29 protein-coding genes and 1 pseudogene are annotated in these 26195 nt (G+C 62.6%); 12 read left to right on the forward strand and 18 right to left on the reverse strand.

Features of this window, described 5'->3' with window-relative positions; genetic code table 11:
- Positions 1-182 precede the first annotated feature (182 nt).
- Positions 183-1016 (forward strand): class I SAM-dependent methyltransferase, encoded by an 834-nt coding sequence (locus NKK52_RS23865; protein WP_084013598.1) that lies wholly within the window; start codon positions 183-185, stop codon positions 1014-1016.
- A gap of 178 nt (positions 1017-1194) precedes the next feature.
- On the opposite strand, the gene NKK52_RS23870 is transcribed toward NKK52_RS23865, so the two are convergent.
- From NKK52_RS23870 to NKK52_RS23885, 4 genes are all read right to left on the reverse strand, one after another.
- Complete coding sequence (locus NKK52_RS23870) at positions 1195-1818, reverse strand: class I SAM-dependent methyltransferase (protein WP_023683909.1); 624 nt, start codon at positions 1816-1818, stop codon at positions 1195-1197.
- Between the two features lie 2 nt (positions 1819-1820).
- Positions 1821-2315: a GtrA family protein gene (locus NKK52_RS23875; protein WP_081726168.1), complete on the reverse strand. Its 495-nt coding sequence runs from the start codon at positions 2313-2315 to the stop codon at positions 1821-1823.
- A gap of 4 nt (positions 2316-2319) precedes the next feature.
- Positions 2320-3240, reverse strand: a complete 921-nt coding sequence (locus NKK52_RS23880) for a glycosyltransferase (protein WP_023683907.1) — start codon at positions 3238-3240, stop codon at positions 2320-2322.
- A gap of 73 nt (positions 3241-3313) precedes the next feature.
- Positions 3314-4543 (reverse strand): glycosyltransferase family 2 protein, encoded by a 1230-nt coding sequence (locus NKK52_RS23885; protein ID WP_023683906.1) that lies wholly within the window; start codon positions 4541-4543, stop codon positions 3314-3316.
- 388 nt (positions 4544-4931) lie between these two features.
- On the opposite strand from NKK52_RS23885, the gene NKK52_RS23890 reads away from it, so the two are divergent.
- The 4 genes from NKK52_RS23890 to NKK52_RS23905 all read left to right on the forward strand — a co-directional run bounded on the left by NKK52_RS23890 (position 4932) and on the right by NKK52_RS23905 (position 6920).
- A complete protein-coding gene (locus tag NKK52_RS23890) occupies positions 4932-5228 on the forward strand; it encodes a YciI-like protein (protein ID WP_023683905.1) in 297 nt (98 codons plus the stop codon).
- Positions 5229-5316: 88 nt separating this feature from the next.
- Positions 5317-5742, forward strand: a complete 426-nt coding sequence (locus NKK52_RS23895; protein WP_023683904.1) for an EVE domain-containing protein — start codon at positions 5317-5319, stop codon at positions 5740-5742.
- On the forward strand, positions 5697-6395 hold the full coding sequence (locus tag NKK52_RS23900; RefSeq protein ID WP_023683903.1) for a class I SAM-dependent methyltransferase: 699 nt from the start codon (positions 5697-5699) through the stop codon (positions 6393-6395). The genes NKK52_RS23895 and NKK52_RS23900 overlap by 46 nt, the downstream gene beginning before the upstream one ends.
- Before the next feature lie 102 nt (positions 6396-6497).
- Complete coding sequence (locus NKK52_RS23905) at positions 6498-6920, forward strand: DUF1761 domain-containing protein (protein ID WP_023683902.1); 423 nt, start codon at positions 6498-6500, stop codon at positions 6918-6920.
- 15 nt (positions 6921-6935) lie between these two features.
- Here NKK52_RS23905 and gcvA read toward each other — a convergent pair whose 3' ends face one another.
- Positions 6936-7856, reverse strand: coding sequence for a transcriptional regulator GcvA (gene gcvA / locus NKK52_RS23910; protein WP_023683901.1), 921 nt, complete (start codon positions 7854-7856; stop codon positions 6936-6938).
- Between the two features lie 134 nt (positions 7857-7990).
- On the opposite strand from gcvA, the gene NKK52_RS23915 reads away from it, so the two are divergent.
- Positions 7991-8230 carry a hypothetical protein gene (locus tag NKK52_RS23915; RefSeq protein WP_023715868.1) on the forward strand — a complete coding sequence of 80 codons (240 nt, stop codon included), beginning with the start codon at positions 7991-7993 and terminating at the stop codon, positions 8228-8230.
- Between the two features lie 102 nt (positions 8231-8332).
- Here NKK52_RS23915 and NKK52_RS23920 read toward each other — a convergent pair whose 3' ends face one another.
- Entirely contained in the window at positions 8333-8869 is a 537-nt protein-coding gene (locus NKK52_RS23920; protein ID WP_198026975.1) for a L,D-transpeptidase family protein, read from the reverse strand.
- A gap of 145 nt (positions 8870-9014) precedes the next feature.
- Here NKK52_RS23920 and NKK52_RS23925 point away from each other — a divergent pair, with 145 nt between their 5' ends.
- Positions 9015-9698 (forward strand): response regulator transcription factor, encoded by a 684-nt coding sequence (locus tag NKK52_RS23925; protein ID WP_023670493.1) that lies wholly within the window; start codon positions 9015-9017, stop codon positions 9696-9698.
- Between the two features lie 177 nt (positions 9699-9875).
- Entirely contained in the window at positions 9876-10331 is a 456-nt protein-coding gene (locus NKK52_RS23930; protein ID WP_023670494.1) for a cyclic nucleotide-binding domain-containing protein, read from the forward strand.
- 160 nt (positions 10332-10491) lie between these two features.
- Here the strand turns inward: NKK52_RS23930 and xth are convergent, their stop codons facing one another.
- The 6 genes from xth to tesB all read right to left on the reverse strand — a co-directional run bounded on the left by xth (position 10492) and on the right by tesB (position 18227).
- Positions 10492-11298 (reverse strand): exodeoxyribonuclease III, encoded by an 807-nt coding sequence (gene xth, locus NKK52_RS23935; RefSeq protein ID WP_023683898.1) that lies wholly within the window; start codon positions 11296-11298, stop codon positions 10492-10494.
- 198 nt (positions 11299-11496) lie between these two features.
- Positions 11497-12177, reverse strand: coding sequence for an outer-membrane lipoprotein carrier protein LolA (locus NKK52_RS23940; RefSeq protein ID WP_023683897.1), 681 nt, complete (start codon positions 12175-12177; stop codon positions 11497-11499).
- A 138-nt stretch (positions 12178-12315) separates the two neighbouring features.
- Complete coding sequence (locus NKK52_RS23945; RefSeq protein WP_023683896.1) at positions 12316-14985, reverse strand: DNA translocase FtsK; 2670 nt, start codon at positions 14983-14985, stop codon at positions 12316-12318.
- Positions 14986-15332: 347 nt separating this feature from the next.
- Positions 15333-16763, reverse strand: coding sequence for an ammonium transporter (locus NKK52_RS23950; protein ID WP_023670498.1), 1431 nt, complete (start codon positions 16761-16763; stop codon positions 15333-15335).
- Between the two features lie 31 nt (positions 16764-16794).
- A complete protein-coding gene (locus tag NKK52_RS23955; protein ID WP_023670499.1) occupies positions 16795-17133 on the reverse strand; it encodes a P-II family nitrogen regulator in 339 nt (112 codons plus the stop codon).
- A gap of 218 nt (positions 17134-17351) precedes the next feature.
- On the reverse strand, positions 17352-18227 hold the full coding sequence (gene tesB, locus NKK52_RS23960; protein ID WP_023683895.1) for an acyl-CoA thioesterase II: 876 nt from the start codon (positions 18225-18227) through the stop codon (positions 17352-17354).
- A gap of 112 nt (positions 18228-18339) precedes the next feature.
- Here tesB and NKK52_RS23965 point away from each other — a divergent pair, with 112 nt between their 5' ends.
- Complete coding sequence (locus NKK52_RS23965; RefSeq protein ID WP_023715866.1) at positions 18340-19596, forward strand: ubiquinone biosynthesis hydroxylase; 1257 nt, start codon at positions 18340-18342, stop codon at positions 19594-19596.
- A gap of 22 nt (positions 19597-19618) precedes the next feature.
- Here the strand turns inward: NKK52_RS23965 and plsY are convergent, their stop codons facing one another.
- Positions 19619-20257 (reverse strand): glycerol-3-phosphate 1-O-acyltransferase PlsY, encoded by a 639-nt coding sequence (gene plsY / locus NKK52_RS23970; RefSeq protein ID WP_031198474.1) that lies wholly within the window; start codon positions 20255-20257, stop codon positions 19619-19621.
- Between the two features lie 17 nt (positions 20258-20274).
- Positions 20275-20805, reverse strand: coding sequence for a hypothetical protein (locus tag NKK52_RS23975; protein WP_023670503.1), 531 nt, complete (start codon positions 20803-20805; stop codon positions 20275-20277).
- 197 nt (positions 20806-21002) lie between these two features.
- Here NKK52_RS23975 and NKK52_RS23980 point away from each other — a divergent pair.
- Both NKK52_RS23980 and NKK52_RS23985 read left to right on the forward strand, forming a co-directional pair.
- Positions 21003-21593 (forward strand): annotated as a pseudogene (locus tag NKK52_RS23980) (FGGY-family carbohydrate kinase); the annotation flags it as partial.
- A complete protein-coding gene (locus tag NKK52_RS23985; RefSeq protein ID WP_023683891.1) occupies positions 21590-23197 on the forward strand; it encodes a GMC family oxidoreductase in 1608 nt (535 codons plus the stop codon). The pseudogene NKK52_RS23980 and the gene NKK52_RS23985, both read left to right, overlap by 4 nt.
- Before the next feature lie 12 nt (positions 23198-23209).
- Here NKK52_RS23985 and NKK52_RS23990 read toward each other — a convergent pair whose 3' ends face one another.
- Positions 23210-23566 carry a YciI family protein gene (locus NKK52_RS23990; protein ID WP_023683890.1) on the reverse strand — a complete coding sequence of 119 codons (357 nt, stop codon included), beginning with the start codon at positions 23564-23566 and terminating at the stop codon, positions 23210-23212.
- On the reverse strand, positions 23563-23778 hold the full coding sequence (locus tag NKK52_RS23995) for a hypothetical protein (RefSeq protein ID WP_023683889.1): 216 nt from the start codon (positions 23776-23778) through the stop codon (positions 23563-23565). Before NKK52_RS23995 ends, NKK52_RS23990 begins: the two co-directional genes overlap by 4 nt.
- A 219-nt stretch (positions 23779-23997) precedes the next feature.
- Here NKK52_RS23995 and NKK52_RS24000 point away from each other — a divergent pair, with 219 nt between their 5' ends.
- Positions 23998-24423: an OsmC family protein gene (locus NKK52_RS24000; protein WP_023683888.1), complete on the forward strand. Its 426-nt coding sequence runs from the start codon at positions 23998-24000 to the stop codon at positions 24421-24423.
- A 209-nt stretch (positions 24424-24632) separates the two neighbouring features.
- On the opposite strand, the gene NKK52_RS24005 is transcribed toward NKK52_RS24000, so the two are convergent.
- Together NKK52_RS24005 and NKK52_RS24010 are read right to left on the reverse strand one after the other, a co-directional pair.
- Positions 24633-25262, reverse strand: coding sequence for a YceH family protein (locus NKK52_RS24005; protein ID WP_023683887.1), 630 nt, complete (start codon positions 25260-25262; stop codon positions 24633-24635).
- A gap of 152 nt (positions 25263-25414) precedes the next feature.
- Positions 25415-26194: a succinate dehydrogenase iron-sulfur subunit gene (locus NKK52_RS24010; protein WP_023670510.1), complete on the reverse strand. Its 780-nt coding sequence runs from the start codon at positions 26192-26194 to the stop codon at positions 25415-25417.
- Position 26195 lies beyond the last annotated feature (1 nt).

A 26195-nucleotide genomic window follows, 5' to 3' on the forward strand; every position in this document is an offset into this window, starting at 1 on the left:
GTGCGGAACTGAAGCCGTCGCGCTTCGGATTCTTGCAGCGCTCCGCTCCAGCCTGTCTATACGCAGGGGACTTTAGCCGCTGTTAGCCTTTTGCTTGTTAAGAAGGGTTATGTTCAAACACGGCAGCCAGCCTTCTGCGACAATGCGGAGGCTTGAAAGGACATCGCGTGCTACAACCCAAGATGGCATCGGGCCTCGTCTGCCCAGTCTGCTATTCCAGGCTTGGCACAAGCCCGGTTGCCCTGACCTGCGAATCTTGCCCTGCCCCCTATCCCGTGCACAAAGGCATTCCGTTCTTTGTCGAGTCGCCGGTGAGGGAGGGCTTCGACGCGAGCTTCCATGAAGAGGCGTATGCCGGTACCAGTACGCGCGCCCGTCTCTACAATTCGCTGAAGCAGGTCATCACCAGCGAATATTCACCGCACGACACGCTGAATTCGTTTCTTGCCTCGATACCTCAGGACTCAATGATCGTTGAGTTCGGCTCCGGCGCACGGCGCGTCCGCCCCGATGTTCTCAACATTGACCTGTTCCCCACCCCGAACGTCGATCTGGTCGCGAATATCGAGCACACGCCGCTTGCGAGCGATTCCGTCGACGTCGTCATTCTGGACAGCGTGATCGAGCATGTTCCCAATCCGGTAGCGGTCGTCGATGAAGTGTTCCGTGTCCTGAAGCCGGGTGGGAAGCTGCTCTGCATCAACCCTTTCCTGTTCCCCTATCACGGCTATCCCGCCCACTACTGCAACTTCACAAAGGACGGGATCGAGCAGCTTCTGCAGCGGTTCGCAAGGGTAGAGGTCCAGACGCATCAAGGGCCGACAAGCGCGATCGTCAACATCCTGTCCGAATACATCGGCGTCGTTGTCGGTCGAGAGAACCGAACCCGCTACATGGTAGCGAAAGCCGCGATCCTGACGCTGACATTCCCGTTGAAGTTTATCGACAAATTTCTGGTCGATCGCCCGGAGAGTCACCGGATCGCCAGCATGCTCGGCACCATCGCGACCAAATAGCGTGTCGTTGACCAGCGCTTATCGCCAAGAGCAATTCCAGGAAAGTGTGATCGGTTTTCCCAGGAAAAGCGCGTAGCGCTTTCCCTTGGGAATTGCGCAAAAACAAAGAGATAGAGCGGTTCGCCGTTTCCGTGAAACGGTGAAACGTTCTAGCGACCCGCCAGGATCTACCCATCTGCTACCAGCTGAGCAGTTCACAATAATTCGGCCGGTCCGGTGACGCCGAAGCTCTCTTTGCCGTCGGGAAATGCCGCCTTGCCATGGCCGCGAAGTCCGAACGCGAAAACAAGACGGCATGCTTGTCGCCGGTAATGTGCCGGTCCGCAAGAAGCGACAAGGTGGCGCGTATTCCACCAGGCTCGATGTCCTTCAAGATGATCTTCCGGCAGGCCCAGCGTTCGCAACCGGCGGCCAGCGATTTGAAGAACGCGTCGCGCCGATCGACCGGTACATGATGAATGACGTCGGAAATCGTGACGACATCGTAAGACCCTTGCACGCTGGAAAGGTCCGTCGCGGGCAGAAGTTCGACCTTTGCCCGATTTGCGTTGCTTAGAAACGCACCGATCGAAGGGGCGAGATCGCACATCGTAACCGTCAGGTCGGGGCGCCGATCGAGCAGCCGGTCGACAAGCGCTCCATCACCGCCGCCGATATCCAAAACCTTCGCGCCGTTCGGCAATTCGCGATCGAGAAAATCCGCGATTACATTGAGATTGACGAAAACACGACGGTAGACGTCTCCGACCGGCTTGAAATGGCGGCCAAGAGCCCTGCGTATGATCTGACCTGGCGGTAACATTCTTATTCCTCGTTTCCCGCAAATTGCTGTGTGGCTGGGCGAGACGATGCCGTCGGCGCGGTGGCGGGCCGCAGATTGAACCGTGACAAGATCGCCAGGTGCGCAACGACAACGTTCCAGATGAGCAATGCGACGGTGGCGATCGGAGACGCAATCGCAACACCAAGGCCAAGCCAGGAACAGAGAAGCACCATCATGGCTACCGAGATCGGGTAGGCCGCAGCCACGCCTGCCGCAAAACGCGCAAATGCCTTGAAGCGCAGCGGTTTGCCGAAGGTGAACCAGCTGTGCAGAGCGTAGCCGGTCGGCGTCACCGCCAGGAATGAAATCATGATGCCCAGCAGGTAGTGCCTGCCCAGCTGATCGACCGTAATCATGATGACATTGTGCGCAATTGCGCATATCGCTCCCACCACAATGTACCGCCATCCCCGTTCCAGAAGCGGTCTTTCGCTCTGGTCCACTGGGATGTCGGCGATCCTGACAGAGCTGGACATTGCCTCAGAAAGCTCCTGTCAGTTTCGCGCGAAGCCGGCACATGACACGCTCACGCAGCCGCGAATCGCGCAAATAGCGCCTCAATCCCGTCGGCCCGAGCGACAGCATAATACAAGCGGCTCGAAGCAAGGCCTTCAAGTCGCCGGCTGACGCAGCCGCCAGCGACACATTAACGCTGATCGATGCCCGAGCAGCAGATTCGATCCGGCGCCGGCTGCGCGCCGAAAGCCGGTCCAAATGGCGCTCCAGGACAGTCTGCATTTGCGAACGGAATTCGTTCGCATCGCGCGATCCGGTTACGGTCAGCGAATCGCCATGAACCCGGAAGGCCGTGGTTATCTCCTCGTGATAAATGACGGGTCCGGCAACGGCGAGCTTCGCCCATATATCCCAATCAGCCGTATACCAGAGCCTCTCATCCATACCCCCGCATGCCAGCCACGCATTCCGACGAAATATCGGAGCAGGCACGGACACGAAATTCTGTACGAGAAGCCGTTCCAGCAAGAAGTCGGATTCGAGCACCTTGTCGCTCGGCAAGGGACAGTTCCAGCATCCCATTCGCCGGCCGTGGCGGTCGACGATCGCAGTCGGGGCCAAGTGAAGCGCTGCTTCGGGCAGGTCCTCGAGCCAGCGTCGCGTGGCCTCGATGCGCCCGGGCAACCAAAGGTCGTCTTGGTGGAGTATGCAGACATAGTCGGCGGCGGCCAGCTCAACGCCCAGATTGGTCTTCGACTGCCAGGGCGCTAGATCCTTTCGCCGCAGCAGCCGGAAGGCCGGCCGGTGGAGAAATCGCTCGACAATGGCGGAAGTAGCGTTTGTCGGGCTGCTGTCGATAATGATTATCTCCAGGCCATCGCTCGGCTCTGCAGCAAGCGAGTCAAGTGTCGCTCCAATCCATGCCGCCCCGTCATGGACCGGCATGACAACCGACAGAAAAGGCTTTGCGGCCGCGCGGCTTGCCGCTTGAATTTCCGCTCGCAAGGCTGCTGGAGGGCTAGAGCTCACGTCTGCTACTCAACGTATCAAGCAGCAATTTGAGCACGAAGCCGGACAGCACCATCGACATGCCGGCCACGCAGATGGTGGTGACTACAAAGGTCAGGTGCACCGATTGCTCCATGGGGCCGCCAACAAGAATCCAATGTAGCGCGAGTGACACATCGGCCGCGAAGCCGGTTGCCGCGAGTACGCCACCGGAAAAAACCAGCCATTCCAAAGGCCGGCCGCGCGTCAGCCACGGCACAATTCGACCGCTGTAGACCGGGTGGTAGATGGCGATTGCCACCTTTGCCAGCATACCGAACAGGATCGCTGAAAGGCCAATCAACGTCGCCATGGCCGAAAGCGCGACGAAGTGAATTCCAAAGTACCATCCGCCGATGCGAACAGGCCCAGCCGCGAGAACGGCAAGGCCGGCAATGCCAGCGATCAACAAGGTCAGCCCAGGCACGAGATACATGGTATCGGGCGCATGGGCTATGATCAGCCGCAGATGTCGCCAACCGTCCCGGAAGGAACGCAGATGCGGCGCGCGGTTGCGCTTGTCGGGGTAGAGCTTGATCGGCACTTCACGAATGGCGAGCCCAGCGCGATGCGCATTGATGATCATTTCCGAAGCGAATTCCATCCCTGGCGAGCGCGCGCCGATTTTTAGAAATGCCTCGCGCGTGAAACCGCGCATGCCGCAATGGAAGTCGCGGACCGGAGAGTTGTGCAAACAGCGAGCGATGGTGGAAAGGACAGGATTGCCGAGGTAGCGATGCAACGATGGCATGGCGCCCGGCTGGATCCCGCCGGCGAACCGGTCGCCCATCACGAGTTCCGCACCCTGTTCCAACGCATCGACGAAATCGCCGAGCTGGCTCCAATCGTAGGAATCATCGGCATCCGCCATGATGAGATATTTGCCTTCGGCCGCTTCGACCGCGGCACTGATTGCCGCGCCATAGCCCTTTACCGGCTGATGAACGACCCGCGCTCCCAGCTTTTGCGCAATCTCCACCGACTTGTCCGCGGATCCATTGTCGCCAACAACGACTTCCCCCTTGATGCCGCGCATCGAGAAGGCATTGAAGGCTTTGCGAATGCAAATGCCGAGCGTCAGTTCCTCGTTCAGGCAAGGAATGATTGCAGAGACGAGAACACGCTCGGTCCCCATGCCGGCCGTGAAAGCAAGCGCGACGTCGTCGATCCGAACCGTCGTGTTGCGCGCGATGCTCTCCATTGCGACCTCTATTCAGGCGTTCTGAGCAGACCAGCCCATTTCACAATTGACTTGCTGGAGTGTTGCGTATCGAAAATTGATTATTTTTGAATTTACGAAATACTCGGTAGTGTATTTATAGGCGGCGGCAAGCAAAGCTGGTGCGCTGTTGTGGTGCGCGACGCAGCCTGTCGCCTTCGTCCACTCTTTCGGCGAAGCGGGTTGCGTTTGTGATTTTCATCAACCCAGGACTGTCAACTATTTCAACGCCTTGGCTTGAGCCATAGCGGAGATTCAATCCGTCGAGAGATCGTCATTTGGCATTGACCCGAAGCCAGCATAAAAGCAAAACCGCGATTTCGGCAGTTCAAGCGAGCTGTTGTCGCAATCCCAAAACGGAGTTTTAAAAATGCTGTTTGCGTTGATTTGCAAGGACAAGCCGCGCAGCCTGCAGGTGCGGGTCGATACGCGGCCGGTCCACGTCGCCTTTCTCGAACGCCTGAACGCCGACAACAAACTGGCCTTTGCCGGCCCGTTCCTCGACGCCGAAGGCAAGCCCAACGGCAGCCTCGTCGTCGTCGAAGCGCCCGACCTCGCCGGTGCGCAGGCGCTGTCGGCTGCCGACCCCTATGCCAAGGCCGGGCTGTTCGAAAGTGTCGAAATCCGCCAGTGGAACTGGACCTTCAACAAGCCGGCGGCTAGTTAGTTCCGGCGGCGCCTAGAGCGATCCCAGGAAAAGTGTGTAACGGTTTTCCGTCCGGAATTGCGCAAAAAATAGTAGTTGGAGCAAAGACATGAACTACTGGCTGTTCAAATCCGAACCTTCGGTCTTCTCCTTCGAGGCGCTGAAGGCCAAGGGCAAGGCCGGCACGCAGTGGGACGGCGTGCGCAACTATGCAGCGCGCAACAACATGAAGGCGATGCAGATCGGCGATCTCGGCTTCTTCTATCACTCCAATGAAGGGCTGAACGTCGTCGGCATTGCCGAGGTCTGCGGGCTTGCCCACCCCGACAGCACCACCGACGATCCGCGCTGGGAATGCGTCGACATCCGCGCCTTCAAGGACGTGCCGAACCCGCCGACGCTGGAGCAGGTCAAGGCCAATCCGAAGCTTGCCGAGATGGCGCTGGTGCGGCTTGGACGGCTTTCCGTACAGCCGGTGACGCCGGCCGAATGGAAGGAAGTCTGCCGCATGGGCGGCCTGACGCCGGCTCCGTGACGGTCCTCACGCCGAACAGCGCGAAAAAGTTCATTCTCGACAACACGGCGCTTATGTCGCCGCCGCATGTGCCGGAGATTGTCCTCAATCTTGCCGACGAAGCGCATGACCTCTGGCAGCGCACGGAGAACGAGCTGATCGAAATCGGCCTGCCGCCGCCGTTCTGGGCCTTTGCCTGGGCCGGCGGTCAGGGCCTTGCCCGCTACGTGCTGGACAATCCGTCGGATGTGCGGGGCAAACGCGTGCTCGACTTCGCCTCCGGCTCCGGCCTTGTCGCCATCGCCGCAGCCAAGGCGGGTGCGGCGCACGTGATCGCCGCCGACATCGACCCGTTCTGCGAAACGGCGGTCCGCCTCAATTCCAAGGCCAACGGCGTTGCCATCGAGTTTTGCGGCACGGACTGCATCGGCACCGACGCCGGCTGGGACGTGGTGCTGGCCGGCGACGTCTTCTACGACAAACCCTTCGCCGACACGCTGATGCCGTGGTTTTCGACACTGAAGGCGCGCGGCGCCGACATCCTCGTCGGCGATCCCGGCCGCTCCTACATGCCGAAGGCGGGACTGGAGCCGCTCGCCGTCTACGAAGTGGCGGTGACGCGGGCGCTGGAGGACGCCCTGGTCAAGCGCACCACGGTGTGGCGCTTCGCTTGACGGCATTGCCGAACAGGCGTTCCATCGCGCATTTTGAAGAATACGCATGTCGTTATCCCAGAACCGTCAGGCTTTGGGCTGCATGCTTGAGGGGAGGACTTTATGGACTTTTCAGTGGTGAACTGGCTGGCGGTGGTTGTCGCGGCCGTCGCGGCGTGGCTGTTTGGCGCCGTCTGGTACACGGCCCTCAGCAAGCCTTGGATGAGGGCGGCCAGGATCGATCCGTCAACGGCAAAGAAATCGATATTGCCCTTCATCATCTCCTTCATCGCCGAGCTGATCATGGCGCTGGTCTTGGCCTTGGTCGTCGGCGCGATGACCGGCGGCGAGCCGGTCCTTGTCGCAGGGCTGGTCTTCGGCTTCGTCCTCTGGCTGGGTTTCGTCGCCACGACGCTGATGGCCAACCATCGCTATGAGAATTTCGGCTGGGACCTGACCCTGATCGACGGCGGCCACTGGCTCGGCGTGCTGTTGATCATCGGCGCGGTGATCGGCTGGTTCGGGGCGCCGGTCGTCGCCAGCTGAGGCCTGCAGAAGTCGTCAGGTCTGCGTCCTGGCGACTTCGTCGAGGATCCATTCGCGGAAAGCGATGATGCGCGGATCGTTGGCAGTGCTCTCGGGATAGACCAGGAAGTAGCCGAACTCCGGCCCCACGCGCAGACCGAGTTCAAAGGGCTGCACCAGCCTTCCCTGGGAAAGGTCGTTTGCCACCATGGCGAACTCGGCGAGCGCCACGGCGTTGCCGTCGAGCGCCGCCTGCACGGCATCGGTAGAGGTTCCAAACACGATAGTCCGGCTGTCGTCGAAATCGTTGATGCCGGCCGCGGCCATCCACATGCGCCAGTTCGGCCATGTCACGCCTTGGCGCGACCATTCGATATGGGCAAGCGTGTGGTTGAAGAGGTCGCGCGGTTCGCGCAGCGGCGGGCCGGAGGTCAGCAGGCTCGGGCTGCACACCGGAATGAGGATGTTGTCGAACAGGCGATGGGCGCGAAGCCCCGGATACTTGCCGACCCCGAACCGGATGCCGACATCGACGTCGTCGAGTTCGAAATCGCGCACTTCGTAGCCGATGTCGAACCTCAGCTCGATACTGGGCTGAAGTTTGCGAAAATCGTCGACGCGCCGCATCAGCCATTTTGACGCGAACTGCGCGTCGAGCGTCACCTTCAGCAATGCCGTGCCGCGCGTCAGCTTGCGCGCCCGCGACACCGCCCGGTTGAGCAGGTCGAGCGCATCGATCGAGGCCTCGAACAGCACCGTACCTGCCTCGGTCAACCGGATGGTACGACTGGTTCGCGTGAACAGCACCAGCCCGAGCTGATCCTCGATTTCCTTGATCTGGTGGCTGACCGCCGCCGGCGTCAGCCCGAGCTCGTCGGCAGCGCGGGTGAAATTGAGGTGGCGGGCGGCGGCTTCCAGAGTCCTCAGCGCGCGCGTTCCGGGCAACAGACGGGACATCACCGTATCCTCAAATAAAACTTGACGATCCGAAAAGAACTACTCGTTTCTCGCATGGATTTCAATGCGGCATGATGCATCCATCGAAACACCATCAAGCCGGATTTGATATCCGGCGGAACACGGAGCGCATCATGTCCATCTTCGTTTTGAACCCGCCAGCAGCTCGCTCGAACTGGTTGCATGCCGTAACGGACTGGCTTCGCCAGGCGAAAGTCGCCATCAACCTGCCGCGCCAGGACGTGGAGGATCTGTCGGATCGCCAGTTGCGCGACGTCGGCGCGCAGCGCAAGGACGTGACGCGGGCCGTGGACCGGGAACTCGGCCGGCTTGGATTGCTGGACACTGGGTGGCAGAAGCCGAGAAGGCGTTAGGCAATGGTGAGTAGTGAGTAGTGAAGGAAACGGCGCCGACACCAGCCTACTCCCTACTCCCTACTCCCTACTCCCTACTCCCTACTCCCTACTCCCTACTCCCTACCTCACCACCCTCACCACCGTCCGGTCCGACACCAGCGGCAACAGCCGCGCCATTGTCCGCGCTGTCACCGCCACGCAGCCTTGCGTCGGTGTGAAGCCTGGGCGCGCCAGATGGAAGAAGATGGCGCTGCCGCGGCCGCGCCGGCGCGGCGCCATGTTCCAGTCGAGCACAAGGCAGGCGTCATAGAGGCGGTCGTCGCGCCGCATTCGCTCATGGCTGGCGCCATAGGGGATTTTCACCGGCCGGTTGTAGTTGCGGTCGTCCGGCACCTCGCACCAGCCGAGATCGGCGCCGATCGGCGCCATCGCCAGCCGGGTTTTGCGGCCGGCCGCGAAATGATCGCCCCGAAAATATCCTGACAAAATCCGCATCTCGCCAAGCGGCGTCGCACCGTCGCCTTCGCGCTTATGGGCCGAGATGCCGCCGCGTCCGAGCGCACAGGCAAACACCTTGCTGCCGGCCTGCAATATCCCCTGGCTGGGGTTGCCCGGCCTCGCCCGAACCACCAGCACACGCAGCCCTTTCGGCAAAATTGCGCCGGCTGCATTGCGATCGCGTTTTTTCTTGTATGATCGTGTCACGGAACAAATCACTGTGATCGGACTGTTGCGCCGGTCAGCTTCCGCATAAATGGGGGGCGGTCAACTGAAAATTCTTTTCAAAACAATGGATTGATCCATGACATCACGTACCATTCTGATCGTTGACGACGATGACGACCTGCGCGGAACCCTCGTCGAGCAACTGGCCCTTTACGAAGAATTCGACGTCTTGCAGGAAGCAACCGCCGCCAAAGGCGTCGCCGCGGCGCGCGGCGGGCTCATCGACCTGCTCATCATGGACGTCGGGCTGCCCGACATGGATGGCCGCGAGGCGGTGAAGATCCTGCGCAAGGGCGGCTACAAGGCGCCGATCATCATGCTGACCGGCCACGATACCGATTCCGACACAATTCTGGGCCTCGAGGCCGGCGCCAACGACTATGTCACCAAGCCGTTCCGCTTCGCCGTGCTGCTCGCCCGCATACGCGCACAACTGCGCCAGCACGAGCAGAGCGAGGACGCCACCTTTTCGGTCGGGCCCTACACGTTCAAGCCCAGCCAGAAGCTTCTGATCGACCAGCGCGGCGGCAAGGTGCGGCTGACCGAGAAGGAAGCCTCGATCATCAAATATCTCTATCGAGCCGACCAGAAGGTGGTGACGCGCGACGTCCTGCTTGAGGAAGTGTGGGGCTACAATTCCGGCGTCACCACGCACACGCTGGAAACTCACGTCTACCGGCTGCGCCAGAAGATCGAGCGCGATCCTTCCAATGCTGAAATTCTTGTGACAGAAAGCGGCGGCTACAAGCTGGTTCCTTAAACTTTTCATTGTTCAATAAGCGGTCGGGGCGGGACTGTTTCGGGGAGGATCCGGCTGGGGGAGCCTGGATCGGCCCGCTGCGCAGATTGAAGTGTTAGAGCGTCCTTTGCGCGTCCAATTGGACACGCGGCGCTCTAAGGGAGGGATTGGACTGACCGTTCGGGGACGCAGCTAGAGATGGCGCTGGATGACGACATCCGCATCCTGTCCGCCGTGAAGCTCTTTGAGGGTTTCACGCAGGAACAGCTGCGCCTGCTCGCCTTCGGCGCCGAAGCCACCCATCTGCAGGCCGACCGCAAGCTGTACCGCGAGGATGACGAAGCCGACTCAGCCTATATCGTGGTCAGTGGCCGCATCGTGCTCTACCGCGAGCATGACGGCGACCGCATCCCGATCGGCACCGCCGGCCCCGGCACGATCCTCAGCGAACTGGCGCTGATCGCCGACTCAAGACGGCTGACCAGCGCCTCGGCCGAGACCGATTCGGAAGTGATAAGGTTGAGCCGCAAGATGTTTCGCCGCATCCTGGAGGAATATCCCGAAGTGGCGGTGAAACTGCACCAGCGAATCCTCGATGATTTTCAGGCCATGATCGCCCGCATCGAGAAGTTGGCCCCAAGGTTTGGCGGGTAGGTCCCCGCGACCGCGCTCACGCTTGGGTGTGTCGAGATTCAGGTCAGGCCGAGTCGAAAATGGCTGATACCGAGAACCGGAGCGGAGCGTACTCAAAGTACGCACCGGAAGCGCAGGTATCGGCCATTTGCAGGCCGGCCTCACCTGAATATCGGCACGCCTAATCCAGGTCGAACCGAGCAATCACCGGCACATGGTCCGAGGGCCGCTCCCAGCCACGCGCCTCTCGCAGGATCTCATAGCCGGCAAAGCTCGGCACCAGGTTCGGTGACGACCAGACATGGTCGAGCCGGCGGCCGCGGTTCGAGGCTTCCCAGTCCCGCGCGCGATAGCTCCACCAGGTGTAGAGCTTCTGCTCTGGCGGCACGTCGAGCCGCATCAGGTCGACCCAGTCGCCGGCGATCCGCATCGCGTCGAAATTTTGCGTCTCGACCGGCGTGTGGCTGACGACGTTGAGCAATTGCTTGTGCGACCAGACATCGTGCTCCTGCGGCGCGATGTTGAGGTCGCCGACCAGGATCGAGGCGGACGCCTCGTCATGCGCGGCGCGGATGGCGTTCATCTCGGCAACGAAATCGAGCTTGTGGCGGAACTTGCGGTTGATCTCCGGATCGGGCTCGTCGCCGCCGGCCGGCACGTAGAAATTGTGGACCAGGATTGCCTTGCCGCCGGCCTGCACCTTGACCGACAGGTGCCGGCTGTCATCGATCTCGCAGAAGCGCCGTTTCTCGACAATCTCGATCGGCCGCCGCGCCACCGTCGCAACGCCGTGATAGCCCTTCTGGCCATGGAATGCGATGTGCTCGTAGCCGGCCTTGCGGAACGCCCTTTCCGGAAACAGCTCGTCGGGAACCTTCGTCTCCTGCAGGCAAAGCACATCGGGCGCCTGCTCCGTCAGCAGCCGCTCGACGATCGGCATGCGCAGGCGCACGGAGTTGATGTTCCAGGTGGCGATGGAGAAGGGCATGCGGCGATCCGAACAAGGTCGCCGATCTACTGCCAGCCGAGCGCCACAAACACAAGCCAGCCTTTGCGGGCGGCGGCCCTGATTCAGGTCAGGCCGAGTCGAAAATGGTGGTCTCCGAGAACCGGAGCGGAGCGTACTTAAACCACGTGAGCGCCGGAAGCGCAGGAGATCGCCATTTGCAGGCCGGCCTGACCGGATCTAGCGGTGGTTGGTGTTCAGCTCGCGGTTCGCCGTATAGTCGATGGCGAACGTATCCGCAGGGAAGCTGACGCCTTCCTTGGTGTTGTAGATCATCACCGTGGTGTCCTTGCCCTGCGCGTCGGTGATGGTCCACTGGCGCAGATCATAGGATTTCGGATCGAACATCATGGTGATCTTCGAATTGCCGAACACCGACTTGTCGGCAAGCTGGATGGTGGTGAGGTCGCTCTCTTCCTTGATCGATTTGACGCGGCCGCCCGAGAGGTCGATCTTGGTGTCGAGCAACAGCTTCAGCGGCGTCTTCGACAACGGATAGAGATCGGACGTTTTCAGCCGCTTGTTGAGGATGACCACCGACTTGCCGTCGGAAATCACCCGGAAATTCGACTTGCCGTCATAGTTGAACCGAATCTTGCCTGGCCGCTCAAGGAAGAACTTGCCGCCGGTCTGCTGGTTGTTGGGGCCGAACTGGACGAACTCGCCGCTCATCGATTTGACCGAGGAGAAATGGTCGGCGATCTTTTGCGCCGTCGGCGGCACCGCCGCCTGCGCCGAGGCCAGGAGCTGGAATCCCGGCACGACGTTGATGGCCGCGGCGCCGGCAAGCATCAGGCCAAGGCCGAGCAACTGGCGACGGTTTGGAGCGAAATCGCTGATCGCGGAAAGATCGTTTTTCATGCCGGTCACTCTCGTGTGGTGTGTGTCTCGTTGCAGTCCGTGGACCCCCAGTTAGACTTAAGTTTGGCGGGCCGGACAGCGCTCAGTCGCTGTAACGCGCCAAAAGGTTCAAGGTTGCCGCCGGGCCGTATCGGCTGATCAGAACTTGTCGTCCTCGGTCGGCACCAGGATTTCGCGTTTGCCGGCATGGTTGGCCGGGCCGACAATGCCTTCCTTCTCCATCTTCTCGATGATCGAGGCGGCGCGGTTGTAGCCGATGCCGAGCCGGCGCTGGATATAGCTGGTCGACGCCTTGCCGTCGCGCAGCACGACCGAGACCGCCTGGTCGTAGGGATCGTCGGAATCCTCGAAATTGCTGTTGCCGCCACCGCCAGCGCCGCCCTTGCCCGACGGCTCGTCATCGTCCTCGCCGTCATCCTCGGTGATGGCGTCGAGATATTCGGGCACGCCCTGCAGCTTCAGATGGGCGACGATCTTCTCGACCTCGTCGTCGGCGACGAACGGGCCGTGCACGCGCTGGATGCGGCCGCCGCCGGCCATGTACAGCATGTCGCCCATGCCGAGCAGCTGCTCGGCGCCCTGCTCGCCCAGAATGGTGCGGCTGTCGATCTTCGACGTCACCTGGAAGGAGATACGGGTCGGGAAATTGGCCTTGATGGTGCCGGTGATGACGTCGACCGACGGACGCTGCGTCGCCATGATGACATGGATGCCGGCCGCGCGCGCCATTTGTGCCAGGCGCTGCACCGCGCCTTCGATGTCCTTGCCGGCGACCATCATCAAATCGGCCATCTCGTCGATGATGACCACTATGTAGGGCATTGGCTCGAGATCGAGGTTCTCGGTCTCGTAGATCGCCTCGCCGGTCTGGCGGTCGAAGCCGGTCTGCACGGTGCGCGAGATTTTTTCGCCCTTCTTTTCAGCCAACTGCACGCGCGCGTTGAAGCCGTCGATGTTGCGCACGCCGACCTTGGACATCTTGCGGTAGCGGTCCTCCATCTCGCGCACGGTCCATTTCAACGCCACCACCGCCTTCTTCGGGTCGGTGACCACCGGCGTCAGAAGGTGCGGGATGCCGTCATAGACGGAGAGTTCGAGCATCTTCGGGTCGATCATGATCAGCCGGCAGTCCTGCGGCGTCAGCTTGTAGAGCAGCGACAGGATCATGGTGTTGATGGCGACGGACTTGCCGGAGCCGGTGGTGCCTGCGACCAGCACATGCGGCATCTTGGCGATGTCGACGATCACCGCCTCGCCATTGATGGTCTTGCCCAGCGCCAGCGCCAGCTTGGACTTGGTCGTCTCGAAATCGCGGCTGGCCAGGATCTCCCGGAGATAGACGGTCTCGCGCTTGGCATTCGGCAATTCGATGCCGATGGCGTTGCGGCCGGGCACCACGGCGACGCGGCAGGCAATCGCGCTCATCGAGCGGGCGATGTCGTCGGACAGGCCGATGACGCGCGACGATTTGATGCCGGGCGCCGGTTCCAGTTCATAGAGCGTGACGACGGGGCCGGGCCGTACCGCGATAATCTCGCCCTTGACGCCGAAATCCTCCAGAACGCCTTCGAGCAGGCGCGCATTCTGCTCCAGCGCGTCCTTGGACAGGCTGGCGTCGCGCACCACGTTCTTCGGCTCCGACAGGAAATGCAGCGACGGCATTTCGAATGTTTCCGAGCCGATCAGCGAGGTCTGCGCCTCGCGCTGGACGCGCGCGCCGGGAGCGGGACGCGGCGCAGGTGCGGCGACGCGGGTCGCCGCATCTGACCGGAAGTTCTGCACCTTGGCGTTCGGCGCGGCACGGCGCTGGACCGGCTCGTCGTCGAGTTCGACCTCCTCGTCGCCATTGTCGAAACCGGCATCGAGGACGTCGTCATCGTCCGGATCGACGGAAACGCTGCGGTCATTGACCATGGCGGCGAAGAATTCCGGCTCGACGCGGGCGCGGCCATCCGGGCTCATCCGCGCTTCGGCGAATTCCGCTGATTCGACCCGTTCGGCGGCGCGGCGCCATGCGGTGGAGCGCTGCTCTATCTCCGGCTCGAACTCGTCGCGCTCCTGCTGGCGGCGCACAGCCCGGCGATGCATCCAGGCGCGGAAAGACAGCCACCAATGGGTAATGGCCCCGAGCGCCAGTATCCCTTCGTCGCCCTCGTCGTCGTCTTCGTCGAAGAGCAGGTCGTCCTCTCGGGGATCGGGCTCCGCGGTGCGCTCCATGACGGCAAAGCCGTTCTTGCGCGCAATCAGCGCCGAGCCATAGGCAAACAGCCACAGCGCCGGCGCAATGAGCACCATGGCAATGACGCTGGCAACGATGCCGGTCGGGTAGCCGCCAATGACCAGGCCCGGAATATTGAGCACCATGTCGCCGAACACGCCGCCGAGGCCGCTCGGCAACGGCCAGGTCTTGGGCGGCACCACGCAGCCGGCCATCGCCGCCGCGAGCAGCGCGAAGCCGAACCAGGCAAGGCCGCGCTTCGGCAGCCTGTCGACGCCGCGCGCCGAAAACAGGAGAAAGCCCCAGATCACCGCCGGCACCAGGGCGGCGACCGCGGCAAGGCCGAAGAACTGCATGGCGAGGTCGGAGAATACCGCGCCCGCATAACCCATGGCGTTGGTGACGATGTTGGCGGTGGCGTGCGAGAAGCTGGGATCGGCGACGTTCCAGGTCGCCAGCGCCGCGACGCCAAAGGCGACCAGCGCAAACAGGCCGGCGCCGACCAGCCGCCCGACCTGGCGCCGCGCGAATGCCTGGATGCCGTGCCCCGTATCGGTCAGCGCGAGCGGTGCTGAAGCCCCTGAACGCATGCTTCGTTCCCCGTCTGTCATGGACTGGCCGGGCGCATGACGCACTCCGGCAGATTCGGATGTCAGACTATCGGGGGGAAGGTTAAGGCCGCATTAACTATACGGCACCCAGAGCCACGATCTTGCTCACTCCACTGTAGGCAGTCTCAACAGTTCGGAACCAATCCGGTCGACGTCTCCCCGCCGGCGGCCATCACTAGAACGTGATTGCGCAGGGACCGAGGCCTGCCAGCACGGTTGCCAAAAAGAGAGGCCCGGAATGACCCGGGCCTCAAAGCGTGAACTCCTTTCGGGAGCGTCACGACGGGATGGGAGAATGCGGGGCGGCCGAGGCCGCCCCGCAAGGCTTACGAGTGGTAGGCCGCTTCGCCATGCGAAGTCAGGTCGAGGCCTTCGCGCTCGGCGTCGGCTGTCGGACGCAGACCGATGATCAAGTCGACGACCTTGTAGAGGATTGCGCTGCCGATGCCCGACCACAGCAGGGTTACCAGGACGCCTTTGCCCTGCGCCAGCAGCTGCGTGGCCGTGCCGGCATAGCCGGCGGCGAAGTCGGCCGTCGAATAGTCGACGATGCCGGCGCCGCCGAGGGCGGGATTGACCAGAATGCCAGTGCCTAGCGCACCGATGATGCCACCGACGCAGTGGACGCCGAAGACATCGAGGCTGTCATCATAGTCGAACGTGTTCTTCACCACCGAGACGAAGAAGTAGCAGACGAAGGTGGCAACGATGCCAAGCACGATAGCGCCCATCGGGCCGGCAAAACCTGCAGCCGGCGTAATCGCGACGAGGCCGGTGACCGCGCCCGAAACAGCGCCGAGCATGGAGGCTTTGCCGCGCAGCAGCGATTCAAGCACGATCCAGGCCACTGCCGCCGCCGCCGTGGCGACGAAGGTGTTGATCATCGCCAGCACCGCATAGGCGTTCGCTTCGAGGTTCGAACCGGCGTTGAAGCCGAACCAGCCGACCCACAGCAATGAAGCGCCGACCATGGTCAGCGTCATCGAGTGCGGCGCCATGATGTCCTTCTTGTAGCCGATGCGCTTGCCGATCATCAGCGCGCCGACGAGACCGGCAATGCCCGCATTGATGTGAACGACCGTGCCGCCGGCGAAGTCGATGGCGCCGAAGCTGAAGATCAGGCCGGACGGGTCGGCATAGGCGCTCGGGCCGCCCCAGAACCAGACCATGTGCGCGATCGGGAAGTAGATTAACGTCACCCATAGGATAACAAAAAGGATCAAGGCGGAGAATTTGACGCGTTCGGCGAATGCGCCGACGATCAGGGCGGGCGTGATGCAGGCGAAGGTCATCTGGAAGACGACGAACACCAGTTCAGGAATGGCGACGCCCTTGCTGAAGGTTTCCGAAAGCGTCGATACGTTGACGCCGGAGAGAAACATCTTCGAAAGGCCGCCGACGAAGGCGTTGCCCGGGGTGAAGGCGAGGCTGTAGCCGTAGAAGACCCAGATGATCATGACCACGCTGGTGATGGTGAAGACCTGCATCAGCACCGACAGCATGTTCTTGGTACGAACCAGGCCGCCGTAGAAAAGCGCAAGGCCGGGAATGGTCATCAACAGCACCAGCACGGTGGAAATCATCATCCACGTGGTGTCGCCCTTGTCGACGGTAAAAGCCGGCGCTGCTGGCGCTGCCGCCGCGACGGCGGGAGCCGCCTCCTGCGCGAAGGCAGCAACCGTGCCCAATGCTCCGAGCGCTAAGGAGCCCAGCAGCGCGGAGCGCGCCACTGACTTCAAGGTGGAAGGTATATTCATTGAACTCTCCATTGGAATACGTGTTCGCCGCTCAAAGTGCGTCGGTGTCTGTTTCGCCGGTACGGATGCGCACCGCCTGATCGATGCCGAAGACGAAGATCTTGCCGTCGCCGATCTGGCCGGTCTTGGCCGCCGCCGTGATGGCTTCGACGGCCTTGTCGACCAGGTCTGTGCTAACCGCGACTTCGATCTTGATCTTCGGCAGGAAACTGACCGCGTATTCCGCCCCGCGATAGATTTCCGTGTGTCCCTTCTGACGCCCGTAGCCTTTGACTTCGGTGACGGTCAGGCCCTGGATGCCGACGGCGGTGAGCGCTTCGCGCACCTCGTCGAGCTTGAACGGCTTGATGATTGCCATCACGATTTTCATAAGGTTTCACCCTTTGCTGTTGCGGTCCCCCGCGTTTGCACACCTTCACCGATCCCAAAAAGCCCGGAGAGTGCCCAACAGGATTCAAGCTCCGTGCCAGTTGCCGAAGCAGGGTGTTAACTCATTGTAAATAAACAGATCGCTCGAGTCCCGGCGCCACGGTGCGCACTGTCAACGGACAGTCACTGATTAAAAAGTAGGCAATTTTTCGAAAATGCCTATTCCGCAGGCGGCCGCTTCAGCCGGATCAGGCCTTCCTGGGCAACCGAGGCGATCAGCGTGCCGTCGCGGGCAAACAGCGAGCCGCGGGTGAAGCCGCGCGACCCCTGCGTCGACGGGCTGTCCTGCGTGTACAGGATCCAGTCATCGAGCGGATGGCTGCGATGGAACCACATCGCATGATCGAGGCTCGCCGCCTGGATGTCGCGGTCGAAAATGGCGCGGCCGTGCGCAAAGGTCGAGGTGTCGAGCAGCGTCATGTCGGAGAGGTAGGCAAGCACCGCCGCCTGGATGCCGCGGTCGGCCGGCACCGGGCCGGTGGTGCGGATCCAGATGTTCTGCTGCGGCTCCAGCTTTTCGCGGCTGGTGTAATGCTTCAGCATCACCGGCTTCATCTCGATCGGCCGGTCACGCTCCCAGTAGCGCTTGATGCCGTCCGGCACCGCCTCGCCGAACTTGCCCAGCAATTCGCGCTGCGACAACAGGCTGTCGGGCGGCGGCACGTCGCGCGGCATCGGCAGCTGATGCTCAAGGCCAACCTCGTCCTGCTGGAACGAGGCTTCCAGCGAAAAGATCGCCTGGCCGTGCTGGATCGCCACCACGCGCCGCGTGGCGAAGGAGCCGCCATCGCGGATGCGGTCGACCTCGTAGACGATCGGCACCTTGGTGTCGCCGGGCCGCATGAAATAGCCGTGCAGCGAATGCACGTGGCGCTCGGGCTCGACGGTGCGCTGCGCGGCGACCAGCGCCTGGGCGATGGTCTGGCCGCCGAAAACGCGCTGCCAGTCGAGCTTGGGGCTGCGACCACGGTACAGATTGTGTTCCAGCTGCTCGAGGTCGAGAATGCTGAGAAGCTCGTCCATGGCCGCCGTCATGCTTCGTGACCTCGCCGTAAGATGCTATGGCGGTTTCCGACAGGAATGGCGGGCAGTCAAGGCCGGAATGCCCCAGTGGGCGGGGATGGTCGAGACTTCGAAAGGAATTGACATGGCGAACCGCAACCCGGACGCAAAAACCCCGCTCGACGTGCTGGTCGCTGGCGCCGGCTATGTCGGCCTCGCCGCCGCCGTGTCGCTGAAACAGGCGCGGCCGGGCCTCGCCGTGGCGGTCGTTGATGCTGCCCCCGCCGGCGTCTGGCAAAAGGACCGCCGCGCCTCGGCGATCGCCGCCGCCGCCTGCCGCATGCTCGACCAGCTCGGCGTCTGGCAGGAAATCGTCGGGCAATCGCAGGCGATCACCGAGATGATCGTCACCGATTCGCGCACCGCCGATCCGGTGCGTCCGGTGTTTCTCACCTTCGATGGCGAGGTCGCGCCGGGCGAACCGTTCGCCCACATGGTCGCCAACAAGGACCTGAACAGCGCCTTGCGCCGCCGCGCGCAAAAGCTCGGCATCGACATCATCGAAGGTGTCGCGGTCGCATCGTTCGACGGCAATGGCGCCGGCATCACCGTGCATCTGGCCGACGGCGCGGCGATTGAGGCGCGGCTGCTGGTCGCCGCCGACGGCGTCAATTCCAAATTGCGCGACATGGCCGGCATCAAGACGGTGAAATGGGAATATGGCCAGTCCGGCATCGTCTGCACGGTGGCGCATGAGCGCCCGCACAATGGCCGCGCCGAAGAGCATTTTCTGCCGGCCGGCCCGTTTGCAACGCTGCCGCTCAAGCCGACCGAGGACGGCACCAACCGTTCGTCGCTGGTCTGGGTCGAACGTTCCGAGAATGCCGAAAAGCTGGTCTCGGGCGACGACCTCGTCTTCGAGCAGGAGCTTGAATTGCGCTTCGGCCTGAAGCTCGGCGAAATCCGCGTCACCGACAAGCCGCGCGCCTGGCCGCTCGGCCTGACCATCGCGCGCGCCTTTGTCGCCCCGCGCGTAGCACTTGCCGGCGACGCCGCGCACGGCATCCACCCGATCGCCGGCCAGGGCCTCAATCTCGGCTTCAAGGATGTGGCGGCCCTTGCTGAAGTGGTGGTCGAGGCCGATCGCTTGGGACAGGATATCGGCGCGCTCGACGTGCTCGAGCGCTACCAGCAATGGCGCCGCTTCGACACGGTGCAGATGGGCGTCACCACAGATGTGCTGAACCGGCTGTTTTCCAACGACATCGGCCCGCTGCGCCAGCTCCGCGACATCGGCCTCGGCCTTGTCGAACGGATGCCCAGGCTGAAGGAGTTCTTCATCCGCCAGGCGTCGGGGTTGTCCAACGGCACACCACGGCTGCTCAAGGGTGAGGCGATTTAGGCCGGGAATGAGTGCCGCTTTGTCATAGACGCGGCTCGGCTCCTGACATCAGCCGCGCAATGTTGGCGCGGTGGCGCACGATCACGTAGATGCCGCCGGCGATGACCAGCAACCGGTAGGGCAATGGTTGTTCCATGCCGCCGACGAGGGCGATCGCGGTGAGCGCCGCCAGCATCGAACTCAGGGACACAATTCGGGAAACTGCCAACACCACGGCAAATGCCGTCGCCGCGCCTAGACCCACAGGCCAGGACATCGCCAACAAAACACCCAACCCCGTCGCAGCCGATTTGCCGCCGGTGAAATTCAGCCAGATCGAACGGCTATGCCCAAGCAAAACAGCGAGTCCGGCCAGGCATACAACCCAAGGAGCCCAAACGGGCATATCAGATATTGCCGACGGCGGCGTTGCGGAAGACCAGAAACAAAACCAACGGGCAAAGATGACCGCTGCCGCCCCTTTCAGCACGTCCACCAGAAGCACCACCAATGCTGGCCATTTCCCGAGTGTGCGCAATACATTTGTCGCACCGGTGGACTTGGAGCCGTGCTCCCGGATATCGATGCCCTTAAGCAGTTTCCCCGCCAGATAGCCGGCAGGCGTAGAGCCGATAAGGTAAGCGGCAGCCGATCCTACCACGCTCCCTATCCAGAATGACATGCGGCCCGGGCTGTTTCTCAGTTGACCTCAAACCCCAGCTTCTGCCGCAGTCGCAGCATGCGTTGGTCGGCGACCTTGAAACTCTGCTCGCCGCTCTTGGCAACACGATCCAGCATCTGCAGCAGGTCTTCGCGCTCGTGGGGATCGAGGCGCTCGCGCAGGAAGGGCGCCAGCTTGTCGATGACGATCGTCGTGTCGTCGATCTGCGCCGCGGCCCATTTGGCGTAGACGACGGCTTCATCGGTCTTCTTCTGGTTGTCCGCAATCTGCGAGATCACCTCGCGGATGACCGTTTCGCGCTTCGGCAGGATCGGGCCGTGCTCCGCTGCCAGTGCGGTGATCAGCGTTGCCGCCGCCACCACCGGATCGTCGATCGCCGTCAGCGGCGACAGCGCCGCCTGCTTGCGCAGCTTCTTGCGCCTTATGTTGCCCTGGACGCGGCCGACGACGTCGGCGACCTCGCGCGCGGCTTCGTTCATGGCCTTCATGCGATACCACCAGAACGCCCCGGCTCCCAGCACGCCGAGAATAGCAATCAGGAAAGGCATGTCGAATTCCCCCGAAAATTGCGGCGACGATAGGAGAACTCCGGCGTTGCTTCAACACGCAAGAATTGTATCTGATGAGAAAACAGAGCTGGCCCCCTAATCATCCAGACGCCGAGATCGGACGTCCTGGGTTCAGGTCGCTCGTCACGGGCACTAATGATGCAACCGCTTAGCGATAACGCTGACTTCGCATCGAGCGCGGTGCCCATCATGACGATCCGTTCGGCCACTGCAACGCGGCTGTCGGCGCGGTGACGCCAACCTGGGACGATCCGATGTTCCACCCGTTTCTCTACGGGTCGGGACAAGGGGCGGAGTTCCGCGCCGGCTTCTACGGCCTCGCCGGCTGGCATAGGGAAGGCCATATGCTGCGCGCGCTGTTCGAGGGCGTGATGTTCGAGCACCGGCGCCACATCAATGTTCTGAAGGACGCCGGTGTCAGCTTCGACAAAGCGGTCCTGTCCGGCGGCGGTTCGCGCAGCGAGCACTGGCCGCAGATCTTCGCCGACGGGCTTGGCGTGCCGATCACCGTCCCTGAAGCACGCGAGACCGGCGCACTTGGTGCGGCGATCGGCGCCGGGGTCGCGGCCGGCCTGTTCGCCGACTATGAGGCCGGCGTCGACGCCATGACCCGGTCAAGCGCCGCCTACCGTCCGAACCCGGCCATGCAGGACCATTACAACAGGCGTTATCGCGCCTATTGCGGCCTTGCCGATACGCTGCGATCGTTCTGGGCCGAACAGGCGGCAGAACCGAGTAGAACACCGCCGAGTAAACCACCGCAATGACCCAACGGCTCGATGGCGACTACGACTACATCATCGTCGGCGCAGGCACGGCGGGCTGCGTGCTGGCCAATCGGCTGAGCGAAAACCCGGCGACGCGCGTGCTGCTGCTTGAGGCCGGCGGCAGCGACAATTATCACTGGGTGCATATCCCGGTCGGCTATCTCTATTGCATCGGCAATCCGCGCACCGACTGGATGATGAAGACTGCCCCCGAATCCGGCCTGAACGGCCGCTCGCTGGTCTATCCCCGCGGCAAGGTGCTGGGCGGCTGCACCTCGGTCAACGGCATGATCTACATGCGCGGCCAGGCGGCGGACTACGATGGCTGGCGGCAGATGGGCAATGTCGGCTGGGGCTGGGACGATGTGCTGCCCTACTTCCTCAAATCCGAGGACCATCATGGCGGCAAGACCAAGCTGCATGGCTCCGGCGGCGAATGGAAAGTGGCGCGGCAACGCCTGTCCTGGCCGATCCTGAACACCGTGCAGGAGGCGGCCAAGGAATTCGGCATCATGCCGCGCGAGGATTTCAATGACGGCGACAATGAGGGGTCCGGCTTCTTCGAAGTCAACCAGAGCAAGGGCGTGCGCTGGAACACAGCCAAGGCATTCTTGCGCCCGGCGCTGCGACGGCCGAACCTGAGGCTGGTCGTCAACGCCCATGTCGAGACGGTGTTGTTCGAGGGCAAGCGTGCTATCGGCGTTTGTTATCGCGCCGGCGGCCGAACCATTGAGGCAAAGGCCAGGAGCGAGGTGCTGCTGACCGCCGGTTCGATCAACACGCCGAAACTGCTGGAGCTTTCCGGGGTCGGCGAGCCGGATCGCCTCGCCGCGCTCGGCATCGATGTGGTTCACGCCAGCCCCGATGTCGGCGAGAACCTTCAGGACCATCTGCAGATCCGCACTGTCTACAAAGTGTCGTCGGCGCTGACGCTCAACACGCTAGCCAACAGCCTGAGCGGCAAGGCGAAGATCGCGCTGCAATATGCCTTTGGCCGCTCGGGACCGATGTCGATGGCGCCGAGCCAGTTCGGCATGTTCTCGAAATCCAGTCCGTCGATGGCGACGCCGGACCTGGAGTACCACGTCCAGCCCTTGTCTACCGACCGGCTGGGCGACCCGCTGCACCCGTTCCCGGCAATCACCATGTCGGTCTGCAATCTGCGGCCCGAGAGCGTCGGCTCGGTGCACGCCACGACCCGCGACCTGGCGGTGCAGCCGGAAATCCGGCTGAACTATCTCTCGACGGTGCGCGACCGCGAGATCGCGCTGCGTTCGGTGCGCCAGGCGCGCGGCATCATGACCGCCAAGGCTCTTGCCGGCTTCCATCCGGAAGAAATCCTGCCTGGTCTCGCCCACCAGTCGGACGAGGACCTGCTGCACCAGATCGGCTCGATCGCCACGACCATCTTCCACCCGGTCGGCACCTGCCGGATGGGTGTCGACGACCGCGCCGTCGTCAGCCCGGACCTGCGCGTGACCGGTATCGAGGGGCTGCGGATCATCGACGCGTCGATCATGCCGCGCATCGTCTCCGGCAACACCGCCTCGCCAGTGGTGATGATCGCCGAGAAGGCGGCGGATATGATCCGCCGGCCTGCATGACCTCGCCGCCGCCTATGACCCCGGCACGTCGTAGATCGCCCTGACCTCGATCGTGCCGATTTCGGCCAGCGGAATCTCGCCTGCGATCGCCAGCGCCTGTTCGAGACCGTCGGCCTCGATCATGACGAAACCGAGCAATTGCTCCTTGGTTTCGGCAAACGGACCGTCCGTGATCAGCCGCTTGCCCTGGCGCCGCCGCACCGTCTTCGACGTCTTCACCGATTGCAGCGCCTGCGCGATGATCAGCTTGCCTTGCTGGTCCAATGACCGGTCGTAGGCCATCGAATCGGCGTCGAGCTTGGCCTGACGCTCCGGCGTCATGGCATGGAGGTCCTTTTCCTCGCCGTAGACCAGACAGACATATTTCATTTCCAGCTCCCTTGCTGTGACGAAGCATATGCGATCACGGCGCCGGCGGCATCCTTGCCGGCAGCAGCGTGGTCGAGCACGCAGACCGCAATGCCGATCACGGCGACCGCAGCAAGCAGCCGGCCGAAGCCGGAAGGTCGCGAGCACTCGATCTCGTGTAGACGCGCGCTTTTGTCGGCGTCGTTCCAATGGGCAGAAAACAGATTGTTCATCTTGGATCTCCATCCGCCACGAGAATCCGTGGACGCTCGCAGGACGGCCGGCGCCGATGCAAGTCGACATTTTTGCACGCACATTTTTTCAGAAGAATTTGCAGGGCACGCCGGCGTCGCATCCGGCCGAAACAGCGCGGTGGTCTTCCCCTGCCGCCGCGCTATAGTTGGAGGGAACGCCGCGTGGCCGGCGCTGTCGCTGTAGTCAAGGAGAATTCTATGGACCGTACCGCAAACGCCGTCTGGAAAGGCAATCTGAAGGAGGGCACGGGCACGCTCGACAGCCAGAGCGGCACTTTGAAAGGCACGCCCTATTCGTTCAAGGCTCGCTTCGAGGACGAGAGCGGCAAATCCGGCACCAATCCCGAAGAGTTGATCGCGGCGGCACACGCCGGATGCTACGCCATGCAGCTGTCGCATTTCCTGGCCGAGAACGGCACGCCCGCCACCGAGCTCGACGCCAAGGCGGTGGTGACGCTGGTCCCCGGCACCGGCATCACCGGCAGCGCCATCACCCTGGTCGGCAAGGTACCGGGCATTGATGCGGCGAAGTTCAAGGAACTGGCCGAGAAGGCCAAGGCGGAGTGCCCGGTTTCGAAGGCGCTGGGGGCCATCGCAGTGTCGCTCGACGCGAAGCTAGGGTGATCCGCCGATTTTGCCCGGGGTAGCGATTCTTCGCGCCCCCCTCTGCCCTGCCGGGCATCTCCCGGGGAGATTGGAAGCTCGGTAGCTGGCACTTTCTTTCGACGTTCGTGATTGGCGAAGGCCGGCGTGACATCTGATCTCCCCACTTGAGGGGGAGATGGCCGGCAGGCCGGAGGGGGGTGCTGTCCCACCAACGTCTCGGATAACTATTAGGCGCCCAGCGCATCAAGCCGGGCGCGAAGGGCTGCGACTTCCTGCTCCAGAGCCTCCAATCTCGCTTCCAGGTCGGAAGCAGGCAAGGCCGGCGCGCTCCGCTGCACCGATAACGCCGCGACGTCCACCGGTCCTGCGAGCAGATGCACGTAGCGGTCCTCGCGCTGGCCTGGCCCGCGCGGTATTTCCTGGATCAGCGGCGGTCGGCGGCCGATCAGCATGTCGAGTTCAGCGCGCAGGTCTTCGATCGACGAAAACCGCGCCATGCGCTCAGCTCGCGCCAGCAACTCATGCGCCGTCTGCGGCCCGCGCAGCAAAAGCAGGCCGATCACCGCAGTCTGCGGCCTCGTCAGCGAGAAGCGCTGCGCCATCTGATGCTCATAGCGCTCGACGCGCGAGCCGAACATCTGACGCACCAGCCCCTTCTGCTCGAGCAGCTTCAGCGTCCGATGCACCTCTGTCGGCTCGAGCGCCATCACAGGCTCGCGCGCCGTCTTCTGGTTGGCGGCTGCAAGTGCTGCATTCAGCGTCAGCGGATAGACATCCGGCGTCAGCTCCTTCTTCTCGATCAGGCAGCCGAGCACACGGACTTCGATCGGATTAAGGATTGGAAGCTCTTCGCTCATTGGGTTGAGTATCCTTTCTAGCGCCGGCGAGACAGCGCCCACCTCTCTGTCCTACCGGATATCTCCCCACCCGTCGGGGAGATGTCCGGCAGGACAGAGGGGCGCGCGAAGGATCGCCGCGTTCGAGATTGCCGCGAGCGAACTCGCCTCAACTAAACCCGCCGCTCCACCATCATCTTCTTGATCTCGGCAATCGCCTTGGCCGGGTTGAGCCCCTTCGGGCAGGTCTGGGCGCAGTTCATGATGGTGTGGCAGCGGTAGAGCCGGAACGGGTCTTCGAGATCGTCGAGCCGTTCGCCCGTGGCTTCGTCGCGGCTGTCGATCAGCCAGCGATAGGCCTGCAGCAACGTCGCCGGGCCGAGATAGCGGTCGCCGTTCCACCAATAGCTCGGGCACGAGGTCGAGCAGCAGGCGCACAGGATGCACTCGTAGAGCCCGTCGAGCTTTTCGCGATCCTCATGGCTCTGCAGCCATTCCTTGGCCGGCTCTGGCGACACTGTCTTCAGCCATGGCTGGATCGAGGCGTGCTGGGCGTAGAAATTGGTGAGGTCGGGCACCAGATCCTTGACCACCTGCATATGCGGCAGCGGGTAGACCTTGACGGCGCCGGAAATGTCGTCGCAGCCCTTGGTACAGGCCAGCGTGTTGGAGCCATCGATGTTCATGGCGCAGGAGCCGCAAATGCCTTCGCGGCATGAGCGGCGCAAGGCAAGCGTCGGATCGATCTTGTTCTTGATCCAGAGCAGCGCGTCGAGCACCATCGGCCCGCAATCGTCCATGTCGACGAAATAGGTGTCGATGCGCGGGTTCTCGTCATCGTCGGGCGACCAGCGGTAGATGCGGTATTCCCGCAGGTTGGTGGCGCCCTCCGGCTTCGGCCAGGTCTTGCCCGGCTGCACCTTGGAGTTCTTGGGAAGCGTGAGTTCGACCATT

This window comes from Mesorhizobium sp. C277A (genome assembly GCF_040324395.1).
GTDB lineage: Bacteria > Pseudomonadota > Alphaproteobacteria > Rhizobiales > Rhizobiaceae > Mesorhizobium.

Bases quoted from the DNA above. Each gene is read 5' to 3' on its own strand.
- NKK52_RS23865 (WP_084013598.1), top strand. From the start codon at position 183: ATGGCATCGGGCCTCGTCTGCCCAGTCTGCTATTCCAGGCTTGGCACA.
- NKK52_RS23870 (WP_023683909.1), bottom strand. From the start codon at position 1,818: ATGTTACCGCCAGGTCAGATCATACGCAGGGCTCTTGGCCGCCATTTC.
- NKK52_RS23875 (WP_081726168.1), bottom strand. From the start codon at position 2,315: ATGTCCAGCTCTGTCAGGATCGCCGACATCCCAGTGGACCAGAGCGAA.
- NKK52_RS23880 (WP_023683907.1), bottom strand. From the start codon at position 3,240: ATGCCGGTCCATGACGGGGCGGCATGGATTGGAGCGACACTTGACTCG.
- NKK52_RS23885 (WP_023683906.1), bottom strand. From the start codon at position 4,543: ATGGAGAGCATCGCGCGCAACACGACGGTTCGGATCGACGACGTCGCG.
- NKK52_RS23890 (WP_023683905.1), top strand. From the start codon at position 4,932: ATGCTGTTTGCGTTGATTTGCAAGGACAAGCCGCGCAGCCTGCAGGTG.
- NKK52_RS23895 (WP_023683904.1), top strand. From the start codon at position 5,317: ATGAACTACTGGCTGTTCAAATCCGAACCTTCGGTCTTCTCCTTCGAG.
- NKK52_RS23900 (WP_023683903.1), top strand. From the start codon at position 5,697: ATGGAAGGAAGTCTGCCGCATGGGCGGCCTGACGCCGGCTCCGTGACG.
- NKK52_RS23905 (WP_023683902.1), top strand. From the start codon at position 6,498: ATGGACTTTTCAGTGGTGAACTGGCTGGCGGTGGTTGTCGCGGCCGTC.
- gcvA (WP_023683901.1), bottom strand. From the start codon at position 7,856: ATGTCCCGTCTGTTGCCCGGAACGCGCGCGCTGAGGACTCTGGAAGCC.
- NKK52_RS23915 (WP_023715868.1), top strand. From the start codon at position 7,991: ATGTCCATCTTCGTTTTGAACCCGCCAGCAGCTCGCTCGAACTGGTTG.
- NKK52_RS23925 (WP_023670493.1), top strand. From the start codon at position 9,015: ATGACATCACGTACCATTCTGATCGTTGACGACGATGACGACCTGCGC.
- NKK52_RS23930 (WP_023670494.1), top strand. From the start codon at position 9,876: ATGGCGCTGGATGACGACATCCGCATCCTGTCCGCCGTGAAGCTCTTT.
- xth (WP_023683898.1), bottom strand. From the start codon at position 11,298: ATGCCCTTCTCCATCGCCACCTGGAACATCAACTCCGTGCGCCTGCGC.
- NKK52_RS23940 (WP_023683897.1), bottom strand. From the start codon at position 12,177: ATGAAAAACGATCTTTCCGCGATCAGCGATTTCGCTCCAAACCGTCGC.
- NKK52_RS23945 (WP_023683896.1), bottom strand. From the start codon at position 14,985: ATGCGTTCAGGGGCTTCAGCACCGCTCGCGCTGACCGATACGGGGCAC.
- NKK52_RS23950 (WP_023670498.1), bottom strand. From the start codon at position 16,763: ATGAATATACCTTCCACCTTGAAGTCAGTGGCGCGCTCCGCGCTGCTG.
- NKK52_RS23955 (WP_023670499.1), bottom strand. From the start codon at position 17,133: ATGAAAATCGTGATGGCAATCATCAAGCCGTTCAAGCTCGACGAGGTG.
- tesB (WP_023683895.1), bottom strand. From the start codon at position 18,227: ATGACGGCGGCCATGGACGAGCTTCTCAGCATTCTCGACCTCGAGCAG.
- NKK52_RS23965 (WP_023715866.1), top strand. From the start codon at position 18,340: ATGGCGAACCGCAACCCGGACGCAAAAACCCCGCTCGACGTGCTGGTC.
- plsY (WP_031198474.1), bottom strand. From the start codon at position 20,257: ATGTCATTCTGGATAGGGAGCGTGGTAGGATCGGCTGCCGCTTACCTT.
- NKK52_RS23975 (WP_023670503.1), bottom strand. From the start codon at position 20,805: ATGCCTTTCCTGATTGCTATTCTCGGCGTGCTGGGAGCCGGGGCGTTC.
- NKK52_RS23985 (WP_023683891.1), top strand. From the start codon at position 21,590: ATGACCCAACGGCTCGATGGCGACTACGACTACATCATCGTCGGCGCA.
- NKK52_RS23990 (WP_023683890.1), bottom strand. From the start codon at position 23,566: ATGAAATATGTCTGTCTGGTCTACGGCGAGGAAAAGGACCTCCATGCC.
- NKK52_RS23995 (WP_023683889.1), bottom strand. From the start codon at position 23,778: ATGAACAATCTGTTTTCTGCCCATTGGAACGACGCCGACAAAAGCGCG.
- NKK52_RS24000 (WP_023683888.1), top strand. From the start codon at position 23,998: ATGGACCGTACCGCAAACGCCGTCTGGAAAGGCAATCTGAAGGAGGGC.
- NKK52_RS24005 (WP_023683887.1), bottom strand. From the start codon at position 25,262: ATGAGCGAAGAGCTTCCAATCCTTAATCCGATCGAAGTCCGTGTGCTC.
- NKK52_RS24010 (WP_023670510.1), bottom strand. From the start codon at position 26,194: ATGGTCGAACTCACGCTTCCCAAGAACTCCAAGGTGCAGCCGGGCAAG.